This window comes from Allokutzneria oryzae, assembly GCF_042429765.1.
Taxonomy (GTDB): domain Bacteria; phylum Actinomycetota; class Actinomycetes; order Mycobacteriales; family Pseudonocardiaceae; genus Allokutzneria; species Allokutzneria oryzae.
The window spans coordinates 93,014-118,309 of record NZ_JBHLZU010000007.1 but is presented as its reverse complement, the minus strand read 5'-3'; the positions used below and the strand labels follow the sequence as shown (position 1 = coordinate 118,309).

Below are 25,296 nucleotides of genomic sequence, written 5' to 3'. Positions count from 1 at the left end.
CGGCCTCGGCCTCAGTGGCCGGTGGCCCGGCGGTGGCGCGCGCCGTCGAGGATGAGCGCGAGCCCGTCGGCGAACTCGGTGTCGAAGTCGCGGTCCGAGGGCTCGGCCGCGCCGATCCGCTCCATCTGGGCTCGGGTCTGCTGCTCCATCGTCAGGCCGATCACCAGCTGGCACACGGCCGTCCGGGTGGCGTTGGCGTCCCGGTCGGACAGCCCGCCGTGCCGGGCCGCGTCGGTCAGGTAGTCGCCGACCGTCGTGGTGGACAGGCCGCTGGCCTGGCCCGCCGACACCAGCTCGGCGCCGTCGGTCACCCGCAGCAGTGCGGCGCGCATGTCCGTGGCAACCCGCTCGATCCGGTGGTCCCAGCGCATCCGCGCCGATCCGGGGCCGACCCGGCCGAGCACCTCGTCGGCCATCGCGGTGAGCAGGGACTGCTTGTTGGGGAAGTGCCAGTACAGGGCACTGGGCCGGACGCCGAGCTCGGCCGCGAGGCGCCGCATCGACAGGTCGGCGAGGCCGTAGCGGTGCAGGATCTCCAGCGCCGTCCTGAGGACGTCGTCCCGGCTGTTGCCCATCGCCCCAGCCTAGGTCGTGTCCTGCAAGGGGTAACACCACATCACCACCCCCTGGCGCCCTCACCCGCGTGCCCCTCTTCTCGCGTTTTGTCACCTTGATGCGATTTGGGAGCGCTCTTTTGCGCATCAAGGTGACAAAACGCGAAAACACCGACCACGCCAGCCAGCCAGTCGGCCAGTCGGCGCGCGCGGGGGCACGGGGTACCCTGAACGGTGTTCAGGTGAACACCGTTCAGGAGGGATGGGCCCGTGCAGTTCGCTGACCTGGGATTACGTGCGAGTCGTGGTGAGTCGATCAGCCCTGAGGAGGCGCTGGCGATCCTCGCGACCGCGGACGATCAGATCCTCGACGTGGTCACCGCGGCGAGCAAGCCGCGCTTCGCGTTCTTCGGCAACCGGGTCCGGGTCAACTTCCTGGTGAACCTCAAGAGCGGCCGCTGCCCGGAGGACTGCTTCTACTGCTCGCAGCGGCTCGGTTCCTCGGCGGGCATCCTGAAGTACTCCTGGCTCTCGACGGAGGACGCCGTCGCCGTCGCCAGGACCGGCATCGCCGCGGGCGCGCAGCGGGTCTGCCTGGTGGCCAGCGGCACCGGTCCGAGCAACCGCGAGGTCGGCAAGATCGCGGAGGTCTCCCGGGCGATCAAGGCCGAGCACCCCGGCGTGGAGATCTGCGCCTGCGCGGGCTTCCTCAAGGACGGCCAGGGCGAGGTCCTGGTGGACTCCGGCGTCGACGCCTACAACCACAACCTCAACGCGGCCAGCTCGCACTACCCGCAGATCTGCACCACGCACTCCTACGCCGACCGGGTGGACACCGTGGAGCGGGCGAAGGACTCGGGGCTGTCCCCGTGCTCCGGGTTCATCGCGGGCATGGGGGAGTCGCACGAGCAGCTGGTCGAGCTCGCGTTCGCGCTGCGCGAGCTGGGCGCGGACTCGATCCCGGTGAACTTCCTGCTCCCGTTCGACGGCACGCCGATGAAGGGGACCAACCACCTCACCGCGCACGACTGCCTGCGCGTCCTGGCGATGGTGCGCCTGGTCAACCCGCGCAGCGAGATCCGGATCGCGGCGGGGCGGGAACTGCACCTGCGCAGCATGCAGGTGCTCGGCCTGCACATCGCGAACTCGATCTTCCTCGGCGACTACCTCACCAGCGAGGGTCAGCCGGGGCAGGCGGACATCGACATGATCGCCGACGCGGGCATGGTCATCGAGGGCGCCGAGCACGCCCCGCGCGCCACGCCGGACAAGACCGACGAGGTCGCGCTCCGCCGCCGGGGAGCCGGGACGCAGGTTCAGGCAAACGCCTGACCGTGGAAGGGGGTCGCCCGCGACGGGCGCCCTGGGGCGTCCGGTGGAGGTGAGGACCCGGCGCGGCGTTGAGCCGCGCCGGGAAGCCTTGTGCGTCAAGCGGATCTTGCGTCGCACGAGGACATCGGACCTGTCCCGCCCCGACAACCGTGCTCGGAGGATTCCCGCCCAGGGCGACCACTGAGTCGCTTGCCCCGTCGCGCGCGGTCCACAATGGACCAGGGGCGCGATCGGCGTGGACGTGGGAGGACAGCGGGTGATGTGGCGGGCGAGCAGGAACTTCGTGGTCACCGTCGACGGGGTCGAGGAGTGCCTGGGCGACGGGACCGTGGTGGGGACGTGGCCGGGCCCCGCGTTCTTCGACGAGCTCGTGTACGCGGGTTATCCCCTCTCGTACACGTTGATGGGCCCGGAGGGCTGTGCCCCGGCCAAGGAGTGGTTCGAGTTCACCATCCACCCCGAGAGCGGGGAGGTGGACATGTGCGGTCGGCGGGAAGGCTCCACGGTCTACGACCTGAGCTACGAGTGGCCCCTGGTTCTCGACTGGTACCGCGAGCACGCCGCCCACTGAGCCGGGCCGGTGCGCCAGAACACCGGAGTCCGTGCGATCCCGGCGATGTGCGCCGCCAGTCGTTCCTCGGCGGCCGTGCTCGGTACCGCCGAGCAACCGTTCCGGGCTGACTCCCCAGGGCCACACCGCCGCATGGGTGTCGATCACGGGGGCGCGAACGGCTCTGCGACCACACCCCCTGACCTGCTCCACGACGTCCCGCCGTTGACAGTCTCTCGGCCATTCGCGGGCTTATGGACGTTGACGCGCGCCTGCGAACGTCCATAAGCCCGCGAATGGCCGTCCTGGGGTGGTGGCGGAGCAAGAGCAGGCGCCCGGTCGGGTGGCGAACCACCGGCGCGCCGTGGGCACCGTGATCCCGAACGGCGGCGGCAGCCGCTGGCCACCGCCCACGCAGCTCATGGGGCACCCGTCCACGACCGACAAGCATGCCCAAGCGCCACCCTTGAAGAGAGCTAGACGGCGGGGGAGTCCAGGTCGCGTTCCCGGGTCTCCGGTGCCGCGCGGGCCATCCACAGGACCGCGAGCAGCACGGCCGCGCCGATCACCGCGAAGGTCAGCGGCAGCCCGAGGTGCGGCCACAGCACCGAGCCGAAGATCACCGGCACGAAGCCCGCGCCGACGCGGCTGACCGTGGACGCCCAGCCGAACCCGCTCGCGCGCAGCTCCGTCGGGTACAGCTCGGAGACGTAGGCGTAGAGGGCGGGGATGGTGACCTGGATCAGGAACCCGTACGCGGCGATCCACAGCTTCGCGGCGGAGGCGATCTCCAGTTGCGCGGCGAACAGGACAAGGGCGAGCGCCGCGAGCGGGGCGCTGAGGCCGATGACCCACTTGCGGCCCACCACGTCCACCAGCCAGGCCGAGACGACGACGCCGAGGATGCCCACCGCCGTCATCAGGGTGGCGACCATGAAGGCCGCGTAGTCGCCGTAGCCCTCGGCTTTGAGGATGCTCGGCAACCAGGTCAGCGCGCCGTAGTAGAGCACGAACACGGTCAGGAACAGGCCCCACGCCGCCGAGGTGATCCGCGGGTTGTGCCGCCACAGCGCGGCGACCTGGGCCGCGACCGCGCGCGGGGTGAGCCTCGGGGTCGGTCGCGGTTCGGGCAACCGCCACGGGTCGACCTTCGCGCCGGTCCTGGCGACCAGGTCGTCGATGACCGCACGGGCCTCCACGCCGCGGCCGCGGCGCACCAGGTACATCGGTGACTCCGGCACCGAGCGGCGCACCCAGAACACCAGCAGCGCGGGCAGCACCATCACCAGCATCAGCAGCCGCCAGCCACCGAGCCCGAGCAACGCCGCCGAGGTGAGGCCGCACAGGGTCGCGCCGACCGGCCACCAGATGTCCATCGCGGTGAGCACCCGGCCGCGGACCCTGGCCGGGGTGAACTCGCCGACCAGCGCGTAGTCGACCGGGATGCAGCCGCCGAGGCCGACGCCGGCCAGGAACCGGAACACGCAGAAGGTGACGAAGTCCGGCGAGGCGGCTCCGGCGACCGTGAACAGGGAGAACATCAGCAGCGTCCAGCGGAACGCGCGCTGCCGCCCGACCAGGTCGGCGACGCCGCCCCAGGCGAAGGCGCCCACGGCCATGCCGATCAGGTTGGCCGTGCCGACCCAGCCGCGCTCGGCCGCCGACAGCCCCCACTCCTCGCCGACAAGCGGGATCAGGAACCCGTTGAGGGCCACGTCCCACGCGTCGAACATGAAGCCGAGCCCGCCCACGACGAAGATCGACCCCTGGACGCGCCACCGCCAGGGCAGCTCCTGGACGACCTGGTCCCCGGTCTTCACGCTCGGCCTCCTCGACGTGGTCTGCGAGCATCCTAAGGCGTCGTTTGACTCTGTGGTTTCAGTGTTGAATGAAATTAACCTCACTAGCGCAATGAAAACCACAAGAAGCCAGGACTCCGATCAGGCTCGGCGTGCCTCGATGAGCCAGGCCGCCGAGCCGTAGAACACGCCTCGTTCGGTCGCGTGCTCGGCAAGGCTGGTCCGCAGCTCGTCGAGAGCGCGGTCGCGGGAGTCGACGTCGAGCTCGCGCAGCATCCAGCCGAACTGACCGAGCACGAACTCGCGCGCGTCCTCGACGTCGCGGCCGAAGTACATGGGCTCGCTGACTCCGCGCAGCCGGACGTCGGAGAACCCCGCCGCGCCAAGCAGATCGCGCACCAGGTCGGGATCGTTGAGGGCGCCGGGCCTCGGCACGGGCGTCGGCAGTTCACGGCCGGCGGCGAACGTGGACCGGAATGTTCTGATCCATTCGTTGTGCCGCATCGGTTGCCAGGTCAGCAGGACCAGGCGTCCGCCAGGCCGCAAAGCGCGCGCGATGTTGGCGAACGCGGCAGGCGGGTCGCCGAAGAACATCGCCCCGTGCCTGCTGACGGCGACGTCGAAGCTCTCTGCGGGGAAGGGGTGGATCTGGGCGTCGGCCTGGAGGAACGTCGCGTTCGCGACCCGCTCCTCGGCGGCGAGGCTGCGCGCGAGCTCGATCAGGGGCGAGGACAGGTCCACGCCGAGCGCCGATCCGGCGGTGGCCCGCCGGGCCGCCTCCCTGGTCGTCTGCCCACTGCCGCAGCCGATGTCGAGCACGGTGTCGGTCGCCTCGATCGCGGCCGTGTCGAAGAAGTGGCCGTGGTACGCGGCGACGCCTTCGTTGAAGCGGTCCGCGCGCTCCGTCCAGAACGCGCCCTGGTCGCCGTTCCAGTCGCTGAGCTGCTCGGCGTTCGACGGATCCACCTGCGCCGTGGTGCTCTCGGTCATCGCATGCCCCCCTTGGCCCTGTGGGCGCGAGGTTACCGCCGAGTGGCCGTGGCGCCGGCGGGTGATTAATGTTCAGCACGCTGAGTAAACGAGCTGGGGAGGCGGGATGGCCACGGACGACGGGCGCCGGACGTGCTGCGTGGTCGGGGGCGGGCCGGGCGGCCTGGTGCTCGCCCACCTGCTGGCGCGGGCCGGGGTCGAGGTGACGCTGCTGGAGTCGCAGCCCGACTTCGACCGGGACTTCCGCGGCGACTCGCTGCACCCGGCGACCCTGGAGCTGATGGACCAGCTCGGCCTCGCCGACCGGCTGCTGGAGCTGGATCACTTCCGGGCCACCACGTTCAAGCTGCACACGCCGAGCGGGACCCTCACGACCGCCGACTACGGCCGCATCGGCGGCAGGTTCCCGTACGTGGCGCTGATGCCGCAGGCCCGCTTCCTGGACTTCCTCGCGGGGGAGACCGCCGCCTACCCGGCGTTCCGGCTGCGGACGAACGCCAAGGTCACCGGGCTGATCGAGGAGGACGGGCGGGTCGCGGGCGTCCGGTACCGCGCGCCGGACGGGGAGCACCACCTGCGGACCGGGCTGGTGATCGCCGCTGACGGCCGGTTCTCCCGGATGCGGCGGCTGGCCGACCTGCCCGTGACCTCGCTCGGCGGGGGCGGCGACATCCTGTGGTTCCGGCTGCCCCGGCGCGCCGACGACCCGCCGGAGGCGGACGTGGACATCTACTTCGGCGCGGGGCACTACGTCGGGTTGCTCGGCGGGCCGGACTCGTGGCAGGTCGGCTACACCATCGCCAAGGGCGGGTTCCAGGACGCCCGCCGGGCCGGGGTGGAGCCGATCCGCGAGTTCCTCCGGCGCAACGTCGGCTGGCTCGCCGACCGCGCCGGCCTGCTGACCGGCTTCGACCAGATCACGTTGCTGTCGGTGGACGTGGCACGGGCGAAGCGGTGGCACCGCCCTGGGCTGCTGATGATCGGCGACGCCGCGCACGTGATCTCCCCGGTGGGCGGCAACGGCATCCTGATGGCCATTCAGGACGCGGTGGTGGCGGCGAACGTGCTGATCCCGCCGTTGCGCGACACCGGCAGCGTCGGGGAGGACGCGCTGGCCGAGGTGCAACGACTGCGCGAGCCCGCGATCGAGAAGGTGCAGGCGCAGCAGGTGCGCATCGAGCGGCGCACGGCCAAGGCTCTGGCCACCGGCAAGCCGTACAAGCCCGCACTCGTGTTCCGGTTGCTCACCTCGTTGCCCGCGTTCCGGGTGGTGGCGGCCAGAGCCAACGCCTACGGCCCCGATCGGCCGACGCTCGACCCCGCTGTGCTCGGTCCCGCCGCGGTGGGGAGCCAGTCGTGATCGTCACCGTTCTGGGAGCCACCGGTCGCACCGGGGTGCTGGTCGTCCGCCTGCTGCTGGAACAGGGGCACACCGTGCGCGGCGCGGTTCGCGACGAGGAGAAAGCGTTGCGGCTCAAGGAACTCGGTGCCGACCCGGTGCGGGTCGACGTGGCGACCGGGGACGGTCTCGCCGAGGCGTTCGCCGGAGCGGATGCGGTGATCAACGCGGCCGGGAACGCCGAGCGCGCGCGGGAGGTGGACAACGCGGGCGCGATCGCGGCGTTCCAGATGGCCGAGCGGGCCGGGGTCGGCCGCTACGTGCAGATCTCGTCGATGTACGCGGACCGCCCGAGCTCGGGGCCGCCGTTCCTGCTGGACGTGTTGCGCGCCAAGCAGATCTCCGATGACGCCCTGGCCACCTCCGGAATGCGCTGGACGGTGCTGCGGCCGGGCGGGCTCGACGACACGGCACCGGCCGGCGCGGTGACGGTGGGGGAGCGGCTGCCCGGTGGGGTGGTGTCGCGGGCCGACGTCGCGGCGGTCGCGGTCGCGTGCCTGACCGCCGATGAGACGGAGTGTCGTGCCTTCGACCTGGTCGCGGGCGCCTCGCCGATCCAGGAGGCGCTCGCCCTGGACATGTAACCCCAGTGGGGGTACAACGGGGTCATATGCGAGATGACCCCAGGGGAGGGCGCCGCCATGCCGAAGATCAACGTGTACCTGCCGGACGAGCTGGCCGAGGCGGTCAAGGAGGCGGGAGTGCCCGTCTCCGCGATCTGCCAGCGCGCGCTGGAGCAGTCGGTGCGCCGGGTGACCGCGATCAGGGAGACCGCGCTCGGTGACCTGGAGACCGAGGACCCGACGGCACGGCTGACGCACTTCACCGAGCGCGCGTGCGCCGCGGTCAAGCTCGGCATCGAGCGCGCACGCGCCGAGGGGGCCGCCAGCGTCGGCTCCGAGCACCTGCTCGGCGGGATGCTGGCCGAAGGCGGCAACCTCGCGCTCCACGTGCTGCGCGCGGTGGACATCGACCCGCGACAGCTGCTGCGCGACCTGGAGAAGGAACGAGGCTCCGGGGGCGGGGAGGGGCGGCAGTTCAGCAGCTCCGCGGCGAACGTGCTGGAGCTGGCCGTCACCGAGGCGACGGCGCTCGGCCACAACTACATCGGCTGCGAACACCTGTTGCTGGGCCTGGTCTCCGAGCCGGAGGGGGCAGGCGGCCAGCTGCTGCGCGCACGCGGCGCGGAGCTGCGGCTGACCCGGCGAGCGGTCACCGCCGCGCTCGCGGGCTACGTCCACCTCCGGGCGCAGGCCTCGGACAAGACGGAGAGCTCGGCGGCGGCGCTGTTGCAACCGATCATGCAGCGGCTGGACCGGATCGAGAAGCACGTGGGCCTGTGATGCGGATTCTGCTGCTCGCCACTGGCGACACGATCGCGCAGTCGGCGGGTCACGTCGCGGCGGGTGCGGAACTGGTGCCGGACACCGTCCACGAGGTGGTGGTCGAGGACGTGATGTCCGAGCCGAGCTGGGACATCACACCGTCGACGATGCTGGCGCTCGCGCGGCGGGTGCGGACCGCCCTCGTGGCCGACGGGTTCGACGGAGTCGTTGTCTCGCACGGCTTCGACACCGTCGAGCACACGCCGTTCCTCACCGAGCTGATGGTCGGCGGTGCGGGGGCGATGGGCGGGATCGTGTTCACCGGAGCGGTCCGGCGTCGTGACGAGGAGTCCGGCGACGGTGCGCGGAACCTGGCCTCTTCCGTTGCGGCCGCTGCGGATCCGGCGTTGCGGGGTGCCGGTGTGGTGGTGTGCGCCGGGGACTCGTTGCACGCCGCCCGGTGGGTCCGGCAGGTCGACGCCACGTCGCCGTCCGGGCTGTCCTCCGGGGTGAACCCGTTGGTGGGCAAGGTGATTGACGGACGAGTGGTCCTCATGGGCGCAGCTCCGGGGAAGGTGCCGGAGCCGGTCGGAGAGCCCGAGACGGACGTGGCGGTCATCGCGACCTATCCGGGTGTGGGAGCCGCTCAGTTCTCGGCAGTCGTGGACGCCGGGGCGCGGGGAGTCGTGTTGGACGGCACGGGGCTGGGCAACGTGCCGGTGGAGTTGTTCGCCGCGGTCGGGGAGGCTGTCGAATGGGACATTCCCGTGGTGGTGGCCTCACGCGCACAGCCGTACGCCGTGGGGCTGGAGGAGATGCCGCTGGGCAGCGGGCTCGCCGGCAAGCTCGGCGCCATCGGGGCGCGCGGGCTCGGTGTCGGGCAGGCGCGGAGCGCGTTGATGGTCGCGCTCGGCGGGGGAGGGGTCGCCGAGGTGCGCTCGTACTTCGCTGCGCTGCGACCCGCTTCGCGGTGACCGCCGCGACCGTCCTGCTGGTCATCGCGCTGGTCGGCGTGTGACTCCCGTCCACCCCGCCGCCTGAGCACCCGCCGGGTGGCTGATCCCGCGTTTTGTAGGCTTAATGCGGATGGGAGCGCTCTCTTTTCACGTTATGCCTACAAAACGCGATCACAGGGAGTGCCACGGCACCGCGTGTGGTGACAGGGAGTGCCACGGCACCGGGTGGGGTGACTCAGTCGGCCGGGGGCCAGGCGTCGCCCCACGAGACGTCGCGGGCGGAGCGGTAGAGCTCGCCCTGCCGCTTCGTCACCTTCGTCTCGGCGAGCACGCCCTCGTCGGTGCACACCTGGAGCGACACCAGACCCTTGCGCTTCAAGGGATGCCGCAGGACCCGGCTCGCCGCTCGGGACACCGGGGCCGCCGAGGCCGCGATGTAGGTGAACTTCTCGTCCTCGAAGTTCAGGGTGCCTTCCTTGATCAGCCGGTGGGCACCGAGGCGGGGCAGGCGCGTGGAGAAGTGGCACCAGTCCTCGCCGCGCGGGATCGGGCACGTCCGCTCGTGCGGGCAGGGCGCCACCAGCGAGCGGCCCATGCCGAGCAGCCAGTCCCGCGCGGCGGCGATCCGCTCGTACCCGGCGGGCGTGCCCGGCTCGATCAGCACCACCATCGCGGCGGTCTCCGCGAGCCACCGCACGGTCCGCTCCCTCGCCGCCTCCGGCAGCTCACCGAGGACGTAGGACAGGGTGACCAGGTCGGCGGCGGGCAGCGGGGTCCTGGTGTCGATCACCCCGCGCCGCCAGGTGGCCGAGCGCACCGCGGCGGAGTCGGCGCCCGCCGCGAGCTTCCTGCCCAGGGTGAGCGCCTGCTCGACCTGTTCGACGACGGTCAGCTCGGTCAGCGAGGACCACGTGTCCGCCGCCGCCCACACCGCGGCCCCGGTCCCGCCGCCCACGTCGATCATGGACGCGGGCGAGAACTCCGGCGCGAACACGGCGACCTCGCCCAGCACCGCGCGCACCGCCGCGTAGGTCGCAGGCATCCGGTAGCCCGCGTAGGCGGCGACGTCGACGTCGGAGCCGAGGATCGGCGTCGAGGCCGCCCGTCCCTCCCGGTACCGGGTGCTCAGCCGGTCCACCGAGCGCGCGAGCGCCTGCTGGGGCAGGCCGCCGATCGCGGTGTCCAAAGCGGACTGGAGGTCGGCGGGAAGGGTGGTGGCCACGGGGCGTCATTCTGCCCTGTCCACCTCACGCCGCGACCGGCTGGGCGAACTGCGCGGCGTGCAGCCGGGCGTAGTGCCCGCCCGCGGCCAGCAGCGACCGGTGGTCGCCCTGCTCGACGATCCGGCCGGAGTCCATCACCAGGATCACGTCGGCGTCGCGGATCGTGGACAGCCGGTGGGCGATCACGAAGCTCGTCCGGCCCCGGCGCAGCGAGGACATCGCCTGCTGGAGCAGTGCCTCGGTCCGGGTGTCCACCGAGCTGGTCGCCTCGTCGAGCACCAGCATCGCCGGGTCGGCGAGGAACGCCCGCGCGATGGTGATCAGCTGCTTCTCCCCGGCGCTGACGTTGGAGCCCTCCTCGTCGATCACCGTCTCGTAGCCGTCGGGCAGCGTGCGCACGAACCGGTCGACGTGCGTGGCCTTCGCGGCCTCGACGATCCGCTCGCGCGGGACGTCGCCGACCCCGTAGGCGATGTTCTCCGCGATCGTCCCGCCGAACAGCCAGGTGTCCTGGAGCACCATGCCGATGTTGCCGCGCACCTGCGCCCGCGAGGCCGCCGCGATGTCCACGCCGTCCAGGGTGATCCGGCCGCCGGAGACCTCGTAGAACCGCATCAGCAGGTTGACCAGCGTGGACTTGCCCGCACCCGTCGGGCCGACGATGGCGACCGTCTGGCCTGGCTCCACGGACACCGACAGGTTCTCGATCAGCGGCTTGTCGGGGGAGTACCGGAAGGACACGTCCTCGAAGGCCACGCGCCCCCGCACCTCGGCGAGCCGGGCGGGCACCACCGGGTCGGGCCGCTGCTCCTCGGCGTCGAGCAGCCGGAACACCCGCTCCGCCGACGCCAGGCCGGACTGCACGATGGTGGTCATCGCGGCGAGCTGGGTGATCGGGTGGTTGAACTCGTGGACGTACTGGATGAACGCCTGCACGTCGCCGAGCGACATCGTCCCGGTCGCCACCCGGATCCCGCCGACCACGGCCACCATGACGTAGGTCAGGTTGCCGACGAAGGACATGGCGGGCTGGGTGAGGCTGGAGACGAACTGCGCGCGGAAGGCGGCCGCGTACAGATTGTCGTTGTGCTCGGCGAAGGTGGCCATGGCCTCGCGCTGCCTGCCGAAGACCTTGACCAGCGCGTGACCGGTGTACATCTCCTCGATGTGCCCGTTGAGCTTGCCCGTGGTGGCCCACTGCTCGGCGAAGTGCGGTTGCGCCCGCCGCGCGATGGCCCTGGTGACCACGAGCGCGACCGGGATGCTGACCAAGGCGAGCGAGGCCATCAACGGCGAGAGCCAGAACATCATCACCACCACGCCGAGCAGGGTGAGCAGCGAGGTGACGATGCGGCTCAGAACCTGTTGCAGCCCTTCAGAGACGTTGTCGATGTCGTTGGTGACCCTGGACAGCACCTCACCGCGCGGACGCTGGTCGAAGTAGCCGAGCGGCAGCCGGTTGAGCTTGTCCGCGGACTGCTCGCGCAGCCGGAACGCCAGTCGCTGTGCGACAACGGCGGTCAACCGGCCCTGCACCCACGCGAAGCCCGAGGAGCCCGCGATCGCCGCAACGGCCCACGCCAAGGTGATCCCGACGGAGCCGAGGTCGATGCCGCCCGCTCCGGTGACTCCCGCGTAGACGAGGTCGGTGACGTGCCCGAACAGCAGTGGGACCGTCACCCACAGTGCCACGTACCCGAGACCCGCCACGACCACGCCGCCCAGCAGCAGCCGCTCCGGGCCCAGCATCCGCACCAGCCTGCTCAGCGAGCCCGCGAAGTCGCTGGGCCTGCGCACGGGCTCGTCCTGGCCGTTCATGCCACCTCCTGCTCGGCGCCCTGGGAGAGCACGATCTCCCGGTAGGTCTCGTTGGTGTCCATCAGTTCGGTGTGCGTCCCCGCGCCCACGACCCGGCCGCTGTCGAGCACGACGATCCGGTCGGCGTCACGGATGGTGGAGATCCGCTGCGCGACGATCACCACCGTGGCGTCGCCGAGCTCCTTGGCCAGCGCGGCTCGCAACGCGGCGTCGGTGTTGTTGTCCAGCGCGGAGAACGAGTCGTCGAAGAGGTAGATGTCCGGCCGCGCGACGAGCGCCCGCGCGATCGCCAGCCGCTGCCGCTGTCCACCCGAGACGTTGCCGCCGCCCTGGCCGATGGGCGCGTCGAGCTTCTCCGGCAGCGCCTCGACGAAGTCCTTGGCCTGCGCGATCTCCAACGCTCGCCACAGGTCCGCATCGGTCGCGTCGGGGTTGCCGTAGCGCAGGTTCGACGCGATGGTTCCGGAGAACAGGTAGGGCTTCTGCGGCACCAGCCCGATCGAGCCGGACAGCGTCGGCGGTGCGAGTTCGCGCACGTCCACGCCACCGACTCGCACGGAGCCGCCGGTCGCGTCGAAGAGCCGGGGCACCAGGTTCAGCAGCGTGGTCTTCCCACTGCCGGTCGAGCCCACGATGGCGGTGGTCCGGCCGGGCCGGGCGATGAGATCGACGTCGTGCAGCACGGGCTGCTCCGCACCGGGGTAGCGGAAGCGAACGCCGCGCAGATCGACGTGACCGTTGCGCGACAACGTGGTCACGGCGTTCTCGGACACGGTCACGCTCGTGGTCGTGTCCAGGACCTCCTCGATGCGGCCCGCGGAGACGCGGGCGCGGGGGAGCTGGAGCAGCATGAAGGTCGCCATCAGCGTCGACATCAGGATCTGCATCAGGTAGTGCAGGAACGCGAACAACGCGCCGATCGGCATGGCCCCGTCGTCAACCCGCTGCCCGCCGAACCACATCACGGCCGCGTTGGACAGCTCCATCACCAGCATGATCGCGGGCAGCATCAGCGCCATGAGCTTGCCGACTCCGAGCGCGACGCCCATCAGCTCGCCGTTGGCCTCGGAGAACCTCGCGCGCTCGTGCTCCTCGCGGACGAACGCGCGCACCACGCGGATGCCGGTGATCTGCTCGCGCAGCAGGCGGTTCACCCGGTCGATGCGGTGTTGCACGAAACCCGCGAGCGGCCCCATCCCGCGCAGGATCAGCCGCATCGTGACCGCCAGCACCGGCACCACGACCAGGAGCAGCGTGGAGAGCGGGACGTCCTGCCCCAGAGCCATGACCACGCCGCCCACACCCATGATCGGCGCGGTCACCATCGACGCCAGCGCGAGCATGGTCACCATCTGCACCTGCTGGACGTCGTTGGTGGTGCGCGTGATCAGCGAAGGCGCCCCGAGCTCCCCGAGCTCCCGGACGGAGAAGGTCTGCACCCGCGCGAAGACAGCGGCGCGCACGTCCCGACCGACCGCCATGGCGGTGCGCGCGGCGAAGTAGACGGCGGCAGCGGCGGTGACCACCTGCACGAGCGTGACGACGAGCATCACGCCGCCGGTGCCCAGGATGCGCGCGGTGTCGCCGCGCACCACGCCGTTGTTGATGATCTCGGCGTTGAGCGCGGGCAGCAGCAGCGAGGCGAAGGTCTGCACGAGCTGGAGCAGCACGACGATCGCGATCGAGCCCAGGTACGGCCGGAGGTGGGCGCGGAGCAGGCGGAGGAGCGCCCCTCGACGCTCTGGTTGGTCGGTCACCCGGCCACGCTAAAAACTCAATCAAAGTTGAGGTCAAGCGTCCTCGGGAACCAGCAGGGGAGTGGAGCCGACCACCTGCACAGGCGAGCCAAGGGAGGCACACGTGCAACGCAGGGACTTCTTCCGCATGTCGGCGGCGGGCGTGGCGGCGGGGGCACTGCCGCGATCAGGACCGCTGAAGGTGCACATCCTGCTCTTCGACGGCGCGGAGGAACAGGACTTCGTCGGCCCTCTGGAGGTCTTCGGCCTGGCGCGGGTGGAGACCACCCTCGTCCGGCACGGCGGCCCCGGCCGCATCGTCGCCACCCATGGCACGCGCATCGACGTCCAGCACGGCTGGGACCCGAAAGCCGCGGACATCCTGATCGTTCCCGGCGGGGGCTACGGACGCCGGGACGGACCGGGGGTCCACCAGGTGGTCAAGGACAAGTCGCTGCTGAGCGCCCTGGTCACAGCGCACAGGTCCGGTGTCGTGCTCGCGGCTGTGTGCACGGGGACGATGGTGCTCTCCGCCGCGGGACTGACCAGGGGGCGCCCGTGCACGACGCACGCCAGGGCGAAGGCCGACCTCGTCGTCCAGGGCGGCACCGTGATCGCGGCCCGCGTGGTGGACGACGGCGACCTGGTCACGGCGGGCGGGATCACCTCCGGCCTGGACCTGGGCCTGTGGCTGGTCACGCGGGAGCTGGGCGCCGACCGCGCGGTGACGGTGGAGGCGATCATGGAGTACGAGAGCCGGGGGACGGTCTGGCGATCACGGGCATGAGCGCCTCGAAAGGTTCTTCCGTGAACTCGTGCAACCTCCTGCCGCTCCGGCCGCATGGATAGGGGCGAGGAGGTCGCCGGCAGGGGCGGCGTCCCGGGATCCGAGGAGTCATGAATGCGAAAGCGAATGATGGTGGCGGCCGGAGCGCTCGTGCTCGGCGGCGTCGGCATCGCCCTGCCCGCGTTCGCCGGAGCGCCCGGCCCCACCCCGGCGGGTCCGACCGAGCCCGCGCCCGCCGCGCCCGCTGTGCCCGCCCCGGTCGCGCTCGGACCCGCCGTGCCCGAGCTGGTACAGCCCGCGCCGGACGCTCCCGCCCCGATCGTCCTCCCCGCGCCCGCCCCCGCGCCGGTACAGCCCGCGCCGCTGCCGTTCGCGCCGGGCGCTCCCGCCCCGGTGAAGCCCGGACAAGGCCTGGCGACCCACCCCGCGCCGGGCGCTCCCGCCCCGGCACCCGGCAGGCCGACGGCCCCGGCGCCGTTCCACCCCGCTCAGCCCGGACAGGGCAGCCCCGCGTCCCCGGCACCCGCACCGGGCAAGTGACCTGATCTGAGCGACGACGCGGGAGACCACCACGCGTGACCGACCTGAGCTGGAACGCCGAGTTCACCGAGTGCTTCGACCGGTGCGCCACCACCATGCGCTTCACCGCGTACCTGATGTGCGGCGACTGGCACGAGGCCGAGGACGTGATGCAGGCGGCGTTCCTCAAGCTGTACCTGGCGGGCCCGAAGCTCGCCCGCAGGGACGGCTTGGAGCCCTACCTGCGCCAGATCGTGGTCCGGACCTTCCTCGCCGAGCGGCGGCGGGTCCGCTGGCGCAGGGAACGGGTGACCGACACACCGCCGGAGCTCCCGGAGCCGGCGGGCATGCCGGAGGACAAGGTCGTGCTCTGGCAGGCGCTGGCCACTGTCCCGCCCCGGCAGCGCGCGGTCCTGGTGCTGCGCTACTGGAACGACCTGAGCGTCGAGGAGACCGCCGCGGCGCTGCGATGCTCGGCGGGAAACGTGAAGAGCCAGGGCAGCCGGGGCCTCGCGGTGCTGCGCCGCACCCTGGGTCCGGACTTCGGCGACCTGCCGGTGGAGGTGTGACATGGTGCGTGAGGACGACATGAGGGCGACCTTCGATGCCCTCAGCGTGCGGGAGTCCCCGCCACTGGCCTTCACTGCGGCGGACGTGATCGCGAACGGCGGCCAGGTCCGCAAGCGCCGCACCAGGAATCTCGCTGTCGCGGGCACGACCATCGCTGTCGCCGCCGTGGTGGCTGGTGTCTTCGTCCTGTCGACCGACCGCGTCGACACGCCGCCGGAGAACCTGACCCCGGCGAACACCCCGGCCACCACGTCGCAGCTGGGGCCGCGTCCGGCGTCCCCCGCCCCGATGCATCCCACCCCCTTCGCACCGCCGGCGCCGGGAGCACCGATCCATCCCTGATCGCACTACGATCGTGATGGTGGAACCTCTGGCGCCCCGCTACGGGGCAGGTGCGCTGGCCGATCTCGTCCCGTCCCTGCTCTCGGGCATGAACGTCCCGGGGATGGTGAACGTCCTCGGACTCCCCACGGCGAACCGGGTCTGCCTGCTCCTCGTAGACGGGCTCGGTTGGGAGCTGCTTCGCCGGCACGCGGCGGACGCCCCGTTCCTGACCGAGCTCGCCCGGACGTCGACACCGATCACCGCCGGGTTCCCCGCGACGACCGCGACCAGCCTCGCGGCGATCGGCACCGGTCTTCCCACGGGACAGCACGGACTGGTCGGCTATTCCTTCGCCGTCGACGACGACACGGTCCTCAACGCCCTGCGCTGGCGCCAGCGCGAGGAGGACCTCCGGGAGCGGGTCGTCCCCGAGGTTTTCCAACCCGCTCCGACCGCCTTCGAACGAGCTGCCGAAGCGGGGGTCCACGTCAGTCTCGTCGCACCACGCGACCAGAACGGCAGCGGCCTGACCCGCGCGGTGCTCCGAGGCGGGCAGTTCCGCGGCGTCCACGCCCTCGGCGACCTCACCGCGCGGACCATTGGCGCGCTCCAGGCCGAACGGAGCTTCTGCTACGCCTACCACGCCGACCTCGACGCGCTCGGCCACCTGTACGGACCGGGTAGTGACCCCTGGCGCAGCCAGCTGATCCACGTGGACCGGCTGGCTCAGGCGATCGCGGAGCGGCTGCCCGACGGCGCCGTGCTCGTCGTCACCGCCGACCACGGCATGGTGGCCGCGACCGACCGCGTCGACTTCGACGCGGAGCCCTTGCTGCGCAACGGAGTCCGGGTGCTCGGTGGTGAAGCGCGTGTCCGGCACGTCTACGCCGAGCCCGGAGCCGTGGACGACGTTCGTCAAGCGTGGCAAGGGTTCCTCGGTGACCGGGCGTGGTTGGCGCACCGCGACGAGGCCATCGCCGCCGGGTGGTTCGGACCGGTCGCCGACCACGTGCGCCCCCGCATCGGAGACCTCGTCGTCGCGGCGAAGGGCGGGCTCGCGATCACCCAGTCGGCGGAAGGGGTGTTGAGCGGCTTCATCGGGCACCACGGCTCGCTCACCGCGGAGGAGCAGCTCATCCCGCTGCTGGTGCATCAGCGAGGGGTGGCGTAGCGCATCTTCACCACCCCGCTGCCGAACTGCCGGAGCCCGGTGAGCGTGAAGGCGCCCGGGTGGAACCCGCCCGCGAACAAGGGCGTGCCCGATCCGCAGATCACCGGGTTCACCTTGAGGACCAGCTCGTCGATCTCCTCGCGCAGCTGCGCCGCCAGGTTCCCTCCGCCGCACAGCCAGATGCCGAGTCCGTCCTCCTGCTTGAGCTCGCGGATCTTCGCGACGGGATCGCCCGCCACCACCTCGACGTCGTTGCGGGGCGCGAGGCTGCGGGAGAACACCACCTGTCGAAGGTGCGGGTACGGGCTGGTGACGCCGACGGTGAGGGCGGGATCGTAGGTTCCGCGCCCCATCACCACCGTGTCGAAGGTGCGGTTCGGGGTGTCGGCGGCCATGCCGAGGTGCGGGCGGAGATGGCCGGGGATCGTCTCCGGGAACTCCTCGACGATCGCCTGGATGTGGTCGCCCTCCATCGGGAAGAAGTCGATGGAGCCGTCCGGTCCGCTGATGAAACCGTCCAGCGTCGTTGCGATGTAGTAGGTCAGCTTTCGCATGGGTTCTCCCGATTCAGCTCGATCGCGGTTCGTCCCGCGCGCCACGCCGAAGTGCACGCGTTTAGGTGACAGGAAGCCCGTTTCCGGGCATTCCGGAATGCTGTTGTCGGTGGTCGCGGTGATGATGCAGCGGTAATCCCCGCCCCTGACCGGGCGCGGGGTTTTCTTGCAGGAAGGACGGCAGCAGTGCCTCTCCCCACGATGACCCCCGAGCAGCAGGCCCAGGCCCTCGCCAAGGCGCAGCAGGCCCGTGCGGCGCGCAGCGCGTTGACCAAGGAGCTCAAGGAGGGTTCGCTGACGCTGCAGCAGGTTCTCGACCGCGCGGACTCCGATGAGGTCGTCAAGAAGACCAAGGTGCTCGCGCTGGTGAAGGCCCTGCCGGGGATCGGCGCCGTGCGCGCGGCCCGCGCACTGGAGACCGCGGGCATCCCGGAGAACCGCCGCGTCGGCGGACTCGGGGACCGGCAGCGCGCCTCGCTGCTCGCCGAACTGGCGGAGTAAGCGGAGCAAGGCGGGTGGGCCGGGCTGGTCGCTGTCAGATCATGGTGATCAGCCTGGCACAGCCCGGGTCCGATCGGAAGCGCGTTTCTCAGCTCGCCGGGTAGCCGATCTCCGCGATGTCCTTGCCGAGACCGGAAGGGCTCGCGTCGGGGTTGATCGCGGCGACCACCCCCGCGGTCAGCGGGCGCAGCGCGAAGACGTGGCGCACCGCGTCGAGGTCGATGCGCGTTTCGAAGTTGGTCTCGGCGAAGCGGTGGTAGCTCTCGGGTCGCCCGTCGACGAGCAGCTCCAACAACCAGGACGCGCCGTCGTCGGCGCCCGGCGGGATCTCCGCCTTCCCGGTCCGCCACTGCGGGTCGGAGTGCTCGCGCCACAGGCAGAACGTGGTGCTCCTGGTCCCGTCCAGCTCGCGGAAGGCGATGTCGTCCACACAGGACTGAAACGCCGCGGGGACGCCGTCGAACATCCCCGGCCACGGGTCGCGGGTGCGCCGCACCCACGGGCTCAGCGGTGACTCGTGGTCGAACCCGTTGACATAGGCGCCCGCGGGGGAGAAGACGATCGAGTAGCTGTCCCCGCCACCGCTGCGGAAGGACGCCAGCTCCTCGGTGGGGGACCAGGCGGAGTTGTAGGAGTAGTAACGGAAATCCCATTCGGGGCTCAGCGCGGCGTCGAGCATCGCCATGGCCCGCGACCGGGCGCGGACGACGTCGATGTCGGGCAGTGCGCGGATCACGTCGTGGACGGACATGGCTCCATTGAACCGCTTGCCCGGACGGGGAACGGCAGTCTCAGGATCACTCGATCCGGCAACTCAAGTCTCCGAGCGCGCCGTCCCGGACCGGCGCGAAGCGCGGGCGGAGGCGGTGCTGCTCGGTGGGTCGGTCAGCGGAGCAGTCGGCGAGGACTGGCAGCCCACGCGGGCGCACCCGCCCGACGGGGCGGAGGAACACGCCCACGCGACCGCGTGGTGATCGGCGAGCGGGTCAGCGCCGACGGGGCCGGGGCAGCTGGCCCTCGACGTCCGCCAGCTTCTGCCGGACGTGGCTGACCCAGTACAGCGCCTCGTGGTGGTGGTCGGTGTCCACCTCGGCGACCTGGGCGTAGACCGCCGCGGTCTGCTGGTGGTAGGCATGCCAGACGGCGGGCCGAGCCTCGGGGGCCGGACGCATCCGGCGCACGTACTCGTGCGCCTCCCGCAACGTCCGTGACCGCATAGCCACCGCCCACCCGTCCGTTCTCCGCACGCCGATGCCCCTTCTTGGTCGTCTGAGCCAGGGAGGCTTTCGGCGAGAATCCGGGACGCGCGCACCGCATAGCGGGACATCTCAGGACGTCCTTGCTAGGTTGCGCGCGTCCCAGTCGTCGGATGGGGAGACAGCGTGGCCAACGAGCGCCTGCGAGAAGCGTTGTTACGCAACGGTTTTGACCTCGAACACGCGGCGAGGGCGACCGGGGTGGACCCGAAGACCGTGGAGCGGTGGATCACCCAGGGACGCGTCCCGTACCCGCGGCACCGGCGCACGATCGCCGCACTGGTCCGTGAGGCCGAGGACTACCTCTGGCCGGACGCGGTCGCCCCGGAGCGCAAGGCGGAGATCGCGGAGTCCGAGGTGGTCAAGGTCTACCCGCGCCGCAGCGACATCCCGGCAGACCTGTGGGAGCGGCTGCTCGGGACGCCAGTCGCACGCGTGGAAGCCCTCTCCTTGGCGGCGTTGTTCCTGGTGGAGCGCCCGGACTTCGCCAGGCAACTGCGGAAGCGGGCTGAGGAGGGCACCCGCGTGCGGCTGCTCTTCGGCGATCCCGCCGCGCGGGAGGCGGCCAAGCGCAGCGAGGAGGAGCAGCTCGGGAAGGGCACCGTGGCCGCCAGGATCCGCAACGCGCTCGCCTTCGTCCGGCCCCTCCTGGGCGTCGAGGGCATCGAGATCCGGTTGCACAGGTGCACGCTCTACAACTCGGTGTTCCGCTTCGACGACGAGATGGTCGTCAACACCCACGTCTACGGCGTCCCCGGCGGGCACGCGCCCGCGATGCACCTGCGCAGGCTCTCCGACAGCGGCATGTTCGAGACGTACACGACGAGTTTTGAGACCGTGTGGGCGGGAGCTAGTCACGCGACGTTCTGAGGAGGCAGCCATGGGACGCACCGACTACTTCAACGATCCGGGCGCGCCGAAGCCGAACAGCCTCAAACCGGCGGTGAGCGCCGTCGTCCGCGACACCGAGGGCCGGCTGCTGATGATCAGGCGGACGGACAACGACAGGTACGCGATCCCCGGTGGCGCCCAGGAGTGCGGCGAGACGGTCGCCCAGGCGGTGGTCCGCGAGGTGGACGAGGAGACCGGCATCCGGGTGGACGTGACGAGCCTGGTCGGTGTGTTCTCCAACCCGGCGCACGTGGTGGCCTTCTCCGACGGAGAGGTACGCCAGGAGTTCTCGCTGTGCTTCCGGGCCACGCCGACCGGCGGTGACTTACGCGCCAGCAGCGAATCGAAGGAGGTCCTGTGGGTGGCGCCGCACGACTTGGCGTGCTTGGACATCCACCCCTCGATCCGGCTCCGCATCGACCACGGGCTCCGTGATCGGGCGGAGCCGTTCTTCACGTGACGTGCGACAGGATGTTCACCACGTTGCCGTCGGGGTCCCGGACGAAGAACCGCCGAACACCCCAGGGCTCATCGGTGAGCTCGTGCACGATCTCCGCACCGGCGGCGACCGCGGCCCGGTAGCTCGCGTCCACGTCGTCGACCTGGATCGACGCGACCGGTACCACCGCGGCGGTCGCGTCGTGGGTCATCAGGCTGAGCTGCACCTCGGGCCGTCCCGGATCGGCGAGCGTGACGATCCACCCGTGGTCCATCACCACCCGCATCCCCAGCACGTCTCCGTAGAACGCGACCGCCTCCTCCATGGAGGTGGTCTCCAGGTCCGCGACCACGCGGGTGACCTTCATCCTCGTTCTCCTCCGGCACCGGCGGGCTGGGCGACCGACGCGAGCTGCCGGTCGTGGACTCGGCTGAACAGTAGCTGCGCGACCGATGCCCCGATGAGGGCCATGGTCATGTCCCACTGGGTGTCCCACTGGTCGCCCTGGGTGCCCAGGTAGTCGGCGGCGTTCCCGCCGCCGAGCATGCCGACGAAGCCCTCGAACATCTCGAACCCGCCGCTGATGCCCAGGCACACGAAGGTGATGATCGTGACCAGCCACCGCCCGGGGACCAGGGGAGTGCGGCGCAGCAGGAGCTCCCGGACCACGATCGCCGGGACGAGACCCTGCGCGAAGTGGCCGATCCGGTCGTAGTGGTTGCGGTCGAACCCGAACCAGTCCTCCATCCAGAACCCCAGCGGCACCTCGGCGTAGGTGTACTGGGCGCCCAGCGTGAGGATCAGCGCGTGCAGGGCGATCAGCCGGTAGGCCAGCGGTGTCAACGGGAAGCGCCGGTAGGTCGCCACCAGCAGGGGAGCGGCCAGGGCGATCGGCAGCACCTCAAGGGCCCAGGTGCCGTAGGCGCGGGGGTTGATCGCGGAGGCGGCGACGGCCAGCAGCACGACGCCGAGCAGGACGAGGGGTTCACGCTTCACGCGGGCTTTCCTACCCGTTAGCCCGTATGGACCACACCGGTATCGGCGCAGAAGATCGTATCTTTAAAATATTGCGCGAACAATGACTTCAGTGACGAGTGAAATCAATCCTCCGGAACCACAGACCACAAAGCCGCCAGGACGGGAGAGCGGAATGCGCGCGCCGGGAGTGGGGTTGGCATGGACATGGCCGACTCCACGTTCCCGTTGTCCGTGCTCGACCTCGCCACGGTCGCGGAGGGCTCCTCCGACGCCGCCGCGCTGCGGCGCAGCGTCGAGCTCGCTCAGCACGTCGAATCACTTGGCTACCAACGGTTCTGGACGGCCGAGCACCACAGCATGCCTACCATCGCGAGCTCGTCTCCCGACCTGCTCGCGCTCCAGGTGGGCAACGCGACCAGCACGATCCGGGTCGGCTCCGGGGGAGTGATGCTGCCCAACCACTCGCCACTGGTCGTGGCGGAGCGGTTCGCGTTCCTGGAGGCTTTCCACCCCGGCCGGGTCGATCTCGGCATCGGGCGGGCGCCCGGCACCGACCAGCGCACCGCGGCGGCGGTGCGCAGGCACATCGGCCACGGAGTGGAGGACTTCACCGACCAGCTGACCGAGCTGGAGGGCTACCTTGACGGTGCGCTGCCGGAGGGGCACGCGTTCACCGGAGTGCACGCGGTGCCGACCAACCCGACGCGCCCGCCGGTGTGGCTGCTCGGGTCCAGCGGGTACAGCGCGGCGCTCGCGGCGCAGCGGGGGAGGCCCTTCGCCTTCGCCTACCACTTCGCGCCGGACAACGCCGCCGCCGCGCTGCGGCACTACCGCGAGGCGTTCCGGCCGAGTCCGGAGCTGGCGGAGCCGTACGCGATCCTCACCGTCGGTGTGATCGCCGCTGACACGGCGGCGGAGGCGGAGCGGTTGGCGATGCCAACGGCGCTGTCGATGGCGCGGCTGCGGGCGGGCCGGCCGACTCGGCTGCCGTCACCGGAGACCGTCGAGCGGCACGAGTGGACGCCGGGGGAGAGCGCGGCTGCGCGGAACTTCCTCTCGACCTACCTGATCGGCGAGCCGGACGACGTCGCGGCGCGGCTGCGGCGGCTGGTCGGTTCGATGGGGGCGGATGAGGCCATGATCACGTCGATCATCCACTCCGCGAAGGACCAGCAGCACAGTTACACGTTGCTGGCGGAGGCGATGCGTTGAGGACGGTTCCGGGGGTGCGGGGTGGGCGGGGGCGTCCGCACCCCCGGAACCACTTGGGCGGCCAGAGAGCTCATGAGGACGCGAGGAAGTCGCCGAGCACGGTGTTGAACCGTTCGGGCTCCTCGGCGAAGGGGGCGTGGCCGCTGTTGTCGAAGCGCGCGACCTCGGCGTTGGGCAGCTGCTCGGCCAGCCAGCCGCCGAGGTCGCCTGGGAAGACCTTGCTGTGCTCGCCGTAGACCAGCAGTGCGGGCACGGAGACTTCGTGGAGCATCGGGCGGAAGTCGGCGTAGGCCATGTCGAACCAGATGTCCAGCGCGCTGCGGGTGTGCGTCTTGGTGGTCTCGGCGTAGATCGCGTCGGTGGTGGCCTGGTCGGGTTCCTCCGCGAAGCAGGAGGCGATGAAGGGCTTGATCACAGTGGGGCGGGAGTGCCGGACGGTCTGGGCGAACACCGCGAGGTCGGTGATGGAGTAGCTGCCCATCAGCGGGAAGTCCCACTCGGCGGCGTCGAGGAAGCGCGGCGACTGGTCGACGAAGGACACCGAGCGCAGCTTCTCGGTGCCGTACTCGCGGATGTAGCTGAGGATGACGGCGGTACCCATCGACCAGCCGACGAGGCAGACGTCGTCGAGGTCGAGGTGGTCGATCAGCGCGCGCACGTCGTGGGCGTACTGGTGGAGCGAGTGGCCCGCGTCGGTCTTGCCGGAGTTGCCGTGGCCGCGGAAGTCCACGGTGACGACGCGGTTGGCCTGCGCGAGCGGGCCGGTGTTGGCCTGGAAGAAGGTGCTGTTCATCGTCCAGCCGTGCAACAGGATGACCGCGGGGCCGGTGCCGGTGTCCTCGTAGTACAGCGGGACGCCGTCGGGCAGTTCGAGGTAGGCCATGGCGGAAACCCTCTCGTCGTCAGCGCGGTCGGCCCGGATCATCGTCCGGGTGTTGATCAGCGGAGAAGGGGTTGCAACCGGGTTGCACGAGGGTTGCATCCGCCGCGCGGGCGGCCCTACGTTCTCGGCGGAGGCGACCATGGACGCTGAGGGCAGGCGGCTGGCCCGTGCGCGGGACCAAGCGTTGAGTGGGGTGGAGTCGCGCCGGGTCCGTGCGGCGGTGCGCGCGTCGTGGGATCGGGCGCGGAGCAACGGGGTGCATCCGGATCGGCATCTGCCGCCGGTGCCGTTGGCCGAGGACGACGTGCGTGAGGTGCGGCGTGACCATCCGCTGGCGCGGGTGTGGCCGTTGGTGGAGAAGACGATGCAGCCCGTGCTGAGTGAGCCGGGGCGCATTCTGTTCCTCAGTGATGCGGCGGGGCACCTGTTGTGGACCAGCGGTGAGCGGCCGACGTTGCGGGAGGCGGAGCGGGTGCACCTGGTGCCGGGTGCGCGGTGGAGTGAGGACACGGCGGGTACGAGTGGTGTGGGCACCACGTTGGTGCTGGGGCACGCGTTTCAGGTGCGTGGCGCGGAGCACTACCTGTCGGCGGCGACGGAGTACACGTGTTCGGCGGCGCCGATCCATGATCCGGTCACCGGTGCGGCGTTGGGGGCGTTGAACCTGACGACGGGGTCGTTGGGTGGTGCTGACCGGCTGGCGTTGTCGTTGGTGATGTCGACGGCGCGGTTGGCGGAGGCGCAGCTGCGGGACTTGGCGCATCGGCAGCACGCGGAGTTGCAGGGCCGCTACGTGCGGAGGCTGGCGAGCCGGGTGGGCAGTCACAGTGCGGTGGTGGCGCCGGATGGCCGGGTGGTGCACGCCGATCCGGCTGGGTGGTTGCCGGAGCGGTGGTTCCTGCCGTTGTGTGAAGGTCCCGCGGTGTTGCCGGACGGGCGGTCCGTGGTGATCGAGCGGTTGACGGTGAACGGGCCGTTCTTCGTTATGGCGCAAGAGGTTGAGGTTGACGGCGCGGTTGTCTTCGGCGGTCTCGGGCTCGATCGCGGTTGGTTGCGGGTGGACGGTGTTGCGCATGAGTTGACGATGCGGCACAGCGAGTTCCTCGCGGTGTTGTGCGCGTGGCCGGGTGGGCTCACCGCTGAGGGTGTGGCGCGTGAGGTTTACGGGGCGTCGGGCAAGACGGTGACGGTGCGGGCGGAGATGACTCGCTTGCGTCGTGTTCTTGGCTACCGGCTGGCGTCGGAGCCGTATCGCCTTGTGGGTCCGGTGCGGGCGGATTTCCTTGACCTGGAACAGGATCTGTCGTCGGGTTCGCTGGGTGGGCTGCTCGATCGGTACCGGGGTCCGTTGTTGCCCAGGTCCTCGGCTCCCGGGGTGGTGGAGCTGCGCGCCCGTCTGCACGAACGCCTCCGTGGGCGTGTGATGGCGGAGGGCGACACCGACGCTGTCATCCGCTGGCTGGCGGCCCCGCACGGCCGCTCCGACCGCACCACCCCCTGAGCACCACCCCCTCCGGCCATTCGCGGGC

General features: G+C 70.9%; 28 protein-coding genes. 16 read left to right on the top strand and 12 right to left on the bottom strand.

All coding sequences use genetic code 11. The annotated features are described in order from the left end of the window. Nucleotides 1–11: 11 nt before the first annotated feature. Complete coding sequence (locus tag ACFFQA_RS09160; protein WP_377851270.1) at nt 12–575, bottom strand: TetR family transcriptional regulator; 564 nt, start codon at nt 573–575, stop codon at nt 12–14. Nucleotides 576–824: 249 nt separating this feature from the next. On the opposite strand from ACFFQA_RS09160, the gene bioB reads away from it, so the two are divergent. Both bioB and ACFFQA_RS09150 read left to right on the top strand, forming a co-directional pair. Further along, entirely contained in the window at nt 825–1,886 is a 1,062-nt protein-coding gene (gene bioB / locus ACFFQA_RS09155) for a biotin synthase BioB (protein ID WP_377851269.1), read from the top strand. 235 nt (nt 1,887–2,121) lie between these two features. Beyond that, nucleotides 2,122–2,457, top strand: a complete 336-nt coding sequence (locus ACFFQA_RS09150) for a hypothetical protein (RefSeq protein WP_377851268.1) — start codon at nt 2,122–2,124, stop codon at nt 2,455–2,457. Between the two features lie 455 nt (nt 2,458–2,912). On the opposite strand, the gene ACFFQA_RS09145 is transcribed toward ACFFQA_RS09150, so the two are convergent. Beyond that, the gene (locus ACFFQA_RS09145) at nt 2,913–4,256 is read right to left on the bottom strand and encodes an MFS transporter (protein WP_377851267.1); all 1,344 of its coding nucleotides are present in this window, start codon (nt 4,254–4,256) and stop codon (nt 2,913–2,915) included. A gap of 120 nt (nt 4,257–4,376) precedes the next feature. Beyond that, nucleotides 4,377–5,225, bottom strand: coding sequence for a class I SAM-dependent methyltransferase (locus ACFFQA_RS09140; RefSeq protein WP_377851266.1), 849 nt, complete (start codon nt 5,223–5,225; stop codon nt 4,377–4,379). A gap of 106 nt (nt 5,226–5,331) precedes the next feature. On the opposite strand from ACFFQA_RS09140, the gene ACFFQA_RS09135 reads away from it, so the two are divergent. The 4 genes from ACFFQA_RS09135 to ACFFQA_RS09120 are packed head-to-tail and all read left to right on the top strand — an operon-like array spanning nt 5,332 to nt 8,923. After that, entirely contained in the window at nt 5,332–6,585 is a 1,254-nt protein-coding gene (locus ACFFQA_RS09135) for an FAD-dependent oxidoreductase (protein WP_377851265.1), read from the top strand. After that, nucleotides 6,582–7,208, top strand: coding sequence for an NAD(P)H-binding protein (locus ACFFQA_RS09130; RefSeq protein ID WP_377851264.1), 627 nt, complete (start codon nt 6,582–6,584; stop codon nt 7,206–7,208). The genes ACFFQA_RS09135 and ACFFQA_RS09130 overlap by 4 nt, the downstream gene beginning before the upstream one ends. A gap of 57 nt (nt 7,209–7,265) precedes the next feature. Then, entirely contained in the window at nt 7,266–7,967 is a 702-nt protein-coding gene (locus ACFFQA_RS09125; RefSeq protein WP_377851262.1) for a Clp protease N-terminal domain-containing protein, read from the top strand. After that, nucleotides 7,967–8,923, top strand: a complete 957-nt coding sequence (locus tag ACFFQA_RS09120) for an asparaginase domain-containing protein (RefSeq protein ID WP_377851260.1) — start codon at nt 7,967–7,969, stop codon at nt 8,921–8,923. Before ACFFQA_RS09125 ends, ACFFQA_RS09120 begins: the two co-directional genes overlap by 1 nt. Before the next feature lie 217 nt (nt 8,924–9,140). On the opposite strand, the gene ACFFQA_RS09115 is transcribed toward ACFFQA_RS09120, so the two are convergent. The 3 genes from ACFFQA_RS09115 to ACFFQA_RS09105 are packed head-to-tail and all read right to left on the bottom strand — an operon-like array spanning nt 9,141 to nt 13,703. Continuing rightward, the gene (locus ACFFQA_RS09115) at nt 9,141–10,127 is read right to left on the bottom strand and encodes a small ribosomal subunit Rsm22 family protein (protein ID WP_377851259.1); all 987 of its coding nucleotides are present in this window, start codon (nt 10,125–10,127) and stop codon (nt 9,141–9,143) included. A gap of 25 nt (nt 10,128–10,152) precedes the next feature. Continuing rightward, entirely contained in the window at nt 10,153–11,946 is a 1,794-nt protein-coding gene (locus ACFFQA_RS09110) for an ABC transporter ATP-binding protein (RefSeq protein WP_377851258.1), read from the bottom strand. Next, nucleotides 11,943–13,703, bottom strand: coding sequence for an ABC transporter ATP-binding protein (locus ACFFQA_RS09105; RefSeq protein ID WP_377851256.1), 1,761 nt, complete (start codon nt 13,701–13,703; stop codon nt 11,943–11,945). Before ACFFQA_RS09105 ends, ACFFQA_RS09110 begins: the two co-directional genes overlap by 4 nt. A gap of 103 nt (nt 13,704–13,806) precedes the next feature. Here ACFFQA_RS09105 and ACFFQA_RS09100 point away from each other — a divergent pair, with 103 nt between their 5' ends. The 5 genes from ACFFQA_RS09100 (at nt 13,807) to ACFFQA_RS09080 (ending at nt 17,053) form a co-directional block, all read left to right on the top strand. Beyond that, the gene (locus ACFFQA_RS09100; protein ID WP_377851255.1) at nt 13,807–14,469 is read left to right on the top strand and encodes a DJ-1/PfpI family protein; all 663 of its coding nucleotides are present in this window, start codon (nt 13,807–13,809) and stop codon (nt 14,467–14,469) included. 114 nt (nt 14,470–14,583) lie between these two features. Continuing rightward, nucleotides 14,584–15,009, top strand: coding sequence for a hypothetical protein (locus ACFFQA_RS09095; RefSeq protein WP_377851254.1), 426 nt, complete (start codon nt 14,584–14,586; stop codon nt 15,007–15,009). A gap of 44 nt (nt 15,010–15,053) precedes the next feature. Continuing rightward, nucleotides 15,054–15,557, top strand: coding sequence for a SigE family RNA polymerase sigma factor (locus ACFFQA_RS09090; protein ID WP_377851343.1), 504 nt, complete (start codon nt 15,054–15,056; stop codon nt 15,555–15,557). A 1-nt stretch (nt 15,558) separates the two neighbouring features. Continuing rightward, entirely contained in the window at nt 15,559–15,900 is a 342-nt protein-coding gene (locus ACFFQA_RS09085; protein WP_377851253.1) for a hypothetical protein, read from the top strand. A gap of 16 nt (nt 15,901–15,916) precedes the next feature. Then, on the top strand, nt 15,917–17,053 hold the full coding sequence (locus ACFFQA_RS09080) for an alkaline phosphatase family protein (RefSeq protein WP_377851252.1): 1,137 nt from the start codon (nt 15,917–15,919) through the stop codon (nt 17,051–17,053). Here ACFFQA_RS09080 and ACFFQA_RS09075 read toward each other — a convergent pair. Further along, a complete protein-coding gene (locus ACFFQA_RS09075; protein WP_377851251.1) occupies nt 17,035–17,607 on the bottom strand; it encodes a dihydrofolate reductase family protein in 573 nt (190 codons plus the stop codon). The genes ACFFQA_RS09080 and ACFFQA_RS09075 overlap by 19 nt on opposite strands. 186 nt (nt 17,608–17,793) lie before the next feature. On the opposite strand from ACFFQA_RS09075, the gene mihF reads away from it, so the two are divergent. Then, nucleotides 17,794–18,108, top strand: a complete 315-nt coding sequence (gene mihF, locus ACFFQA_RS09070; RefSeq protein WP_377851250.1) for an integration host factor, actinobacterial type — start codon at nt 17,794–17,796, stop codon at nt 18,106–18,108. An 88-nt stretch (nt 18,109–18,196) separates the two neighbouring features. Here mihF and ACFFQA_RS09065 read toward each other — a convergent pair whose 3' ends face one another. Together ACFFQA_RS09065 and ACFFQA_RS09060 are read right to left on the bottom strand one after the other, a co-directional pair. Beyond that, the gene (locus ACFFQA_RS09065) at nt 18,197–18,859 is read right to left on the bottom strand and encodes a hypothetical protein (RefSeq protein ID WP_377851249.1); all 663 of its coding nucleotides are present in this window, start codon (nt 18,857–18,859) and stop codon (nt 18,197–18,199) included. Nucleotides 18,860–19,094: 235 nt separating this feature from the next. Next, the gene (locus tag ACFFQA_RS09060) at nt 19,095–19,325 is read right to left on the bottom strand and encodes an AMED_5909 family protein (protein WP_377851248.1); all 231 of its coding nucleotides are present in this window, start codon (nt 19,323–19,325) and stop codon (nt 19,095–19,097) included. Nucleotides 19,326–19,490: 165 nt separating this feature from the next. Here ACFFQA_RS09060 and ACFFQA_RS09055 point away from each other — a divergent pair, with 165 nt between their 5' ends. Together ACFFQA_RS09055 and ACFFQA_RS09050 are read left to right on the top strand one after the other, a co-directional pair. Next, nucleotides 19,491–20,234 carry a DUF5919 domain-containing protein gene (locus ACFFQA_RS09055; RefSeq protein ID WP_377851247.1) on the top strand — a complete coding sequence of 248 codons (744 nt, stop codon included), beginning with the start codon at nt 19,491–19,493 and terminating at the stop codon, nt 20,232–20,234. Between the two features lie 10 nt (nt 20,235–20,244). Further along, nucleotides 20,245–20,715 (top strand): NUDIX hydrolase, encoded by a 471-nt coding sequence (locus tag ACFFQA_RS09050; protein ID WP_377851246.1) that lies wholly within the window; start codon nt 20,245–20,247, stop codon nt 20,713–20,715. Here ACFFQA_RS09050 and ACFFQA_RS09045 read toward each other — a convergent pair. Both ACFFQA_RS09045 and ACFFQA_RS09040 read right to left on the bottom strand, forming a co-directional pair. Continuing rightward, nucleotides 20,708–21,061, bottom strand: a complete 354-nt coding sequence (locus tag ACFFQA_RS09045) for a VOC family protein (RefSeq protein WP_377851245.1) — start codon at nt 21,059–21,061, stop codon at nt 20,708–20,710. The genes ACFFQA_RS09050 and ACFFQA_RS09045 overlap by 8 nt on opposite strands. Beyond that, nucleotides 21,058–21,690 carry a DUF2238 domain-containing protein gene (locus tag ACFFQA_RS09040; protein WP_377851244.1) on the bottom strand — a complete coding sequence of 211 codons (633 nt, stop codon included), beginning with the start codon at nt 21,688–21,690 and terminating at the stop codon, nt 21,058–21,060. The genes ACFFQA_RS09045 and ACFFQA_RS09040 overlap by 4 nt, the downstream gene beginning before the upstream one ends. A gap of 180 nt (nt 21,691–21,870) precedes the next feature. Here ACFFQA_RS09040 and ACFFQA_RS09035 point away from each other — a divergent pair, with 180 nt between their 5' ends. Then, nucleotides 21,871–22,884, top strand: coding sequence for an LLM class flavin-dependent oxidoreductase (locus ACFFQA_RS09035; RefSeq protein WP_377851243.1), 1,014 nt, complete (start codon nt 21,871–21,873; stop codon nt 22,882–22,884). 70 nt (nt 22,885–22,954) lie between these two features. Here ACFFQA_RS09035 and ACFFQA_RS09030 read toward each other — a convergent pair whose 3' ends face one another. Then, nucleotides 22,955–23,767: an alpha/beta fold hydrolase gene (locus ACFFQA_RS09030; RefSeq protein ID WP_377851242.1), complete on the bottom strand. Its 813-nt coding sequence runs from the start codon at nt 23,765–23,767 to the stop codon at nt 22,955–22,957. Nucleotides 23,768–23,906: 139 nt separating this feature from the next. Between ACFFQA_RS09030 and ACFFQA_RS09025 the strand changes: the two genes are divergently transcribed. After that, nucleotides 23,907–25,268: a sigma-54-dependent transcriptional regulator family protein gene (locus ACFFQA_RS09025; protein ID WP_377851241.1), complete on the top strand. Its 1,362-nt coding sequence runs from the start codon at nt 23,907–23,909 to the stop codon at nt 25,266–25,268. The last annotated feature ends 28 nt before the right edge of the window (nt 25,269–25,296 follow it).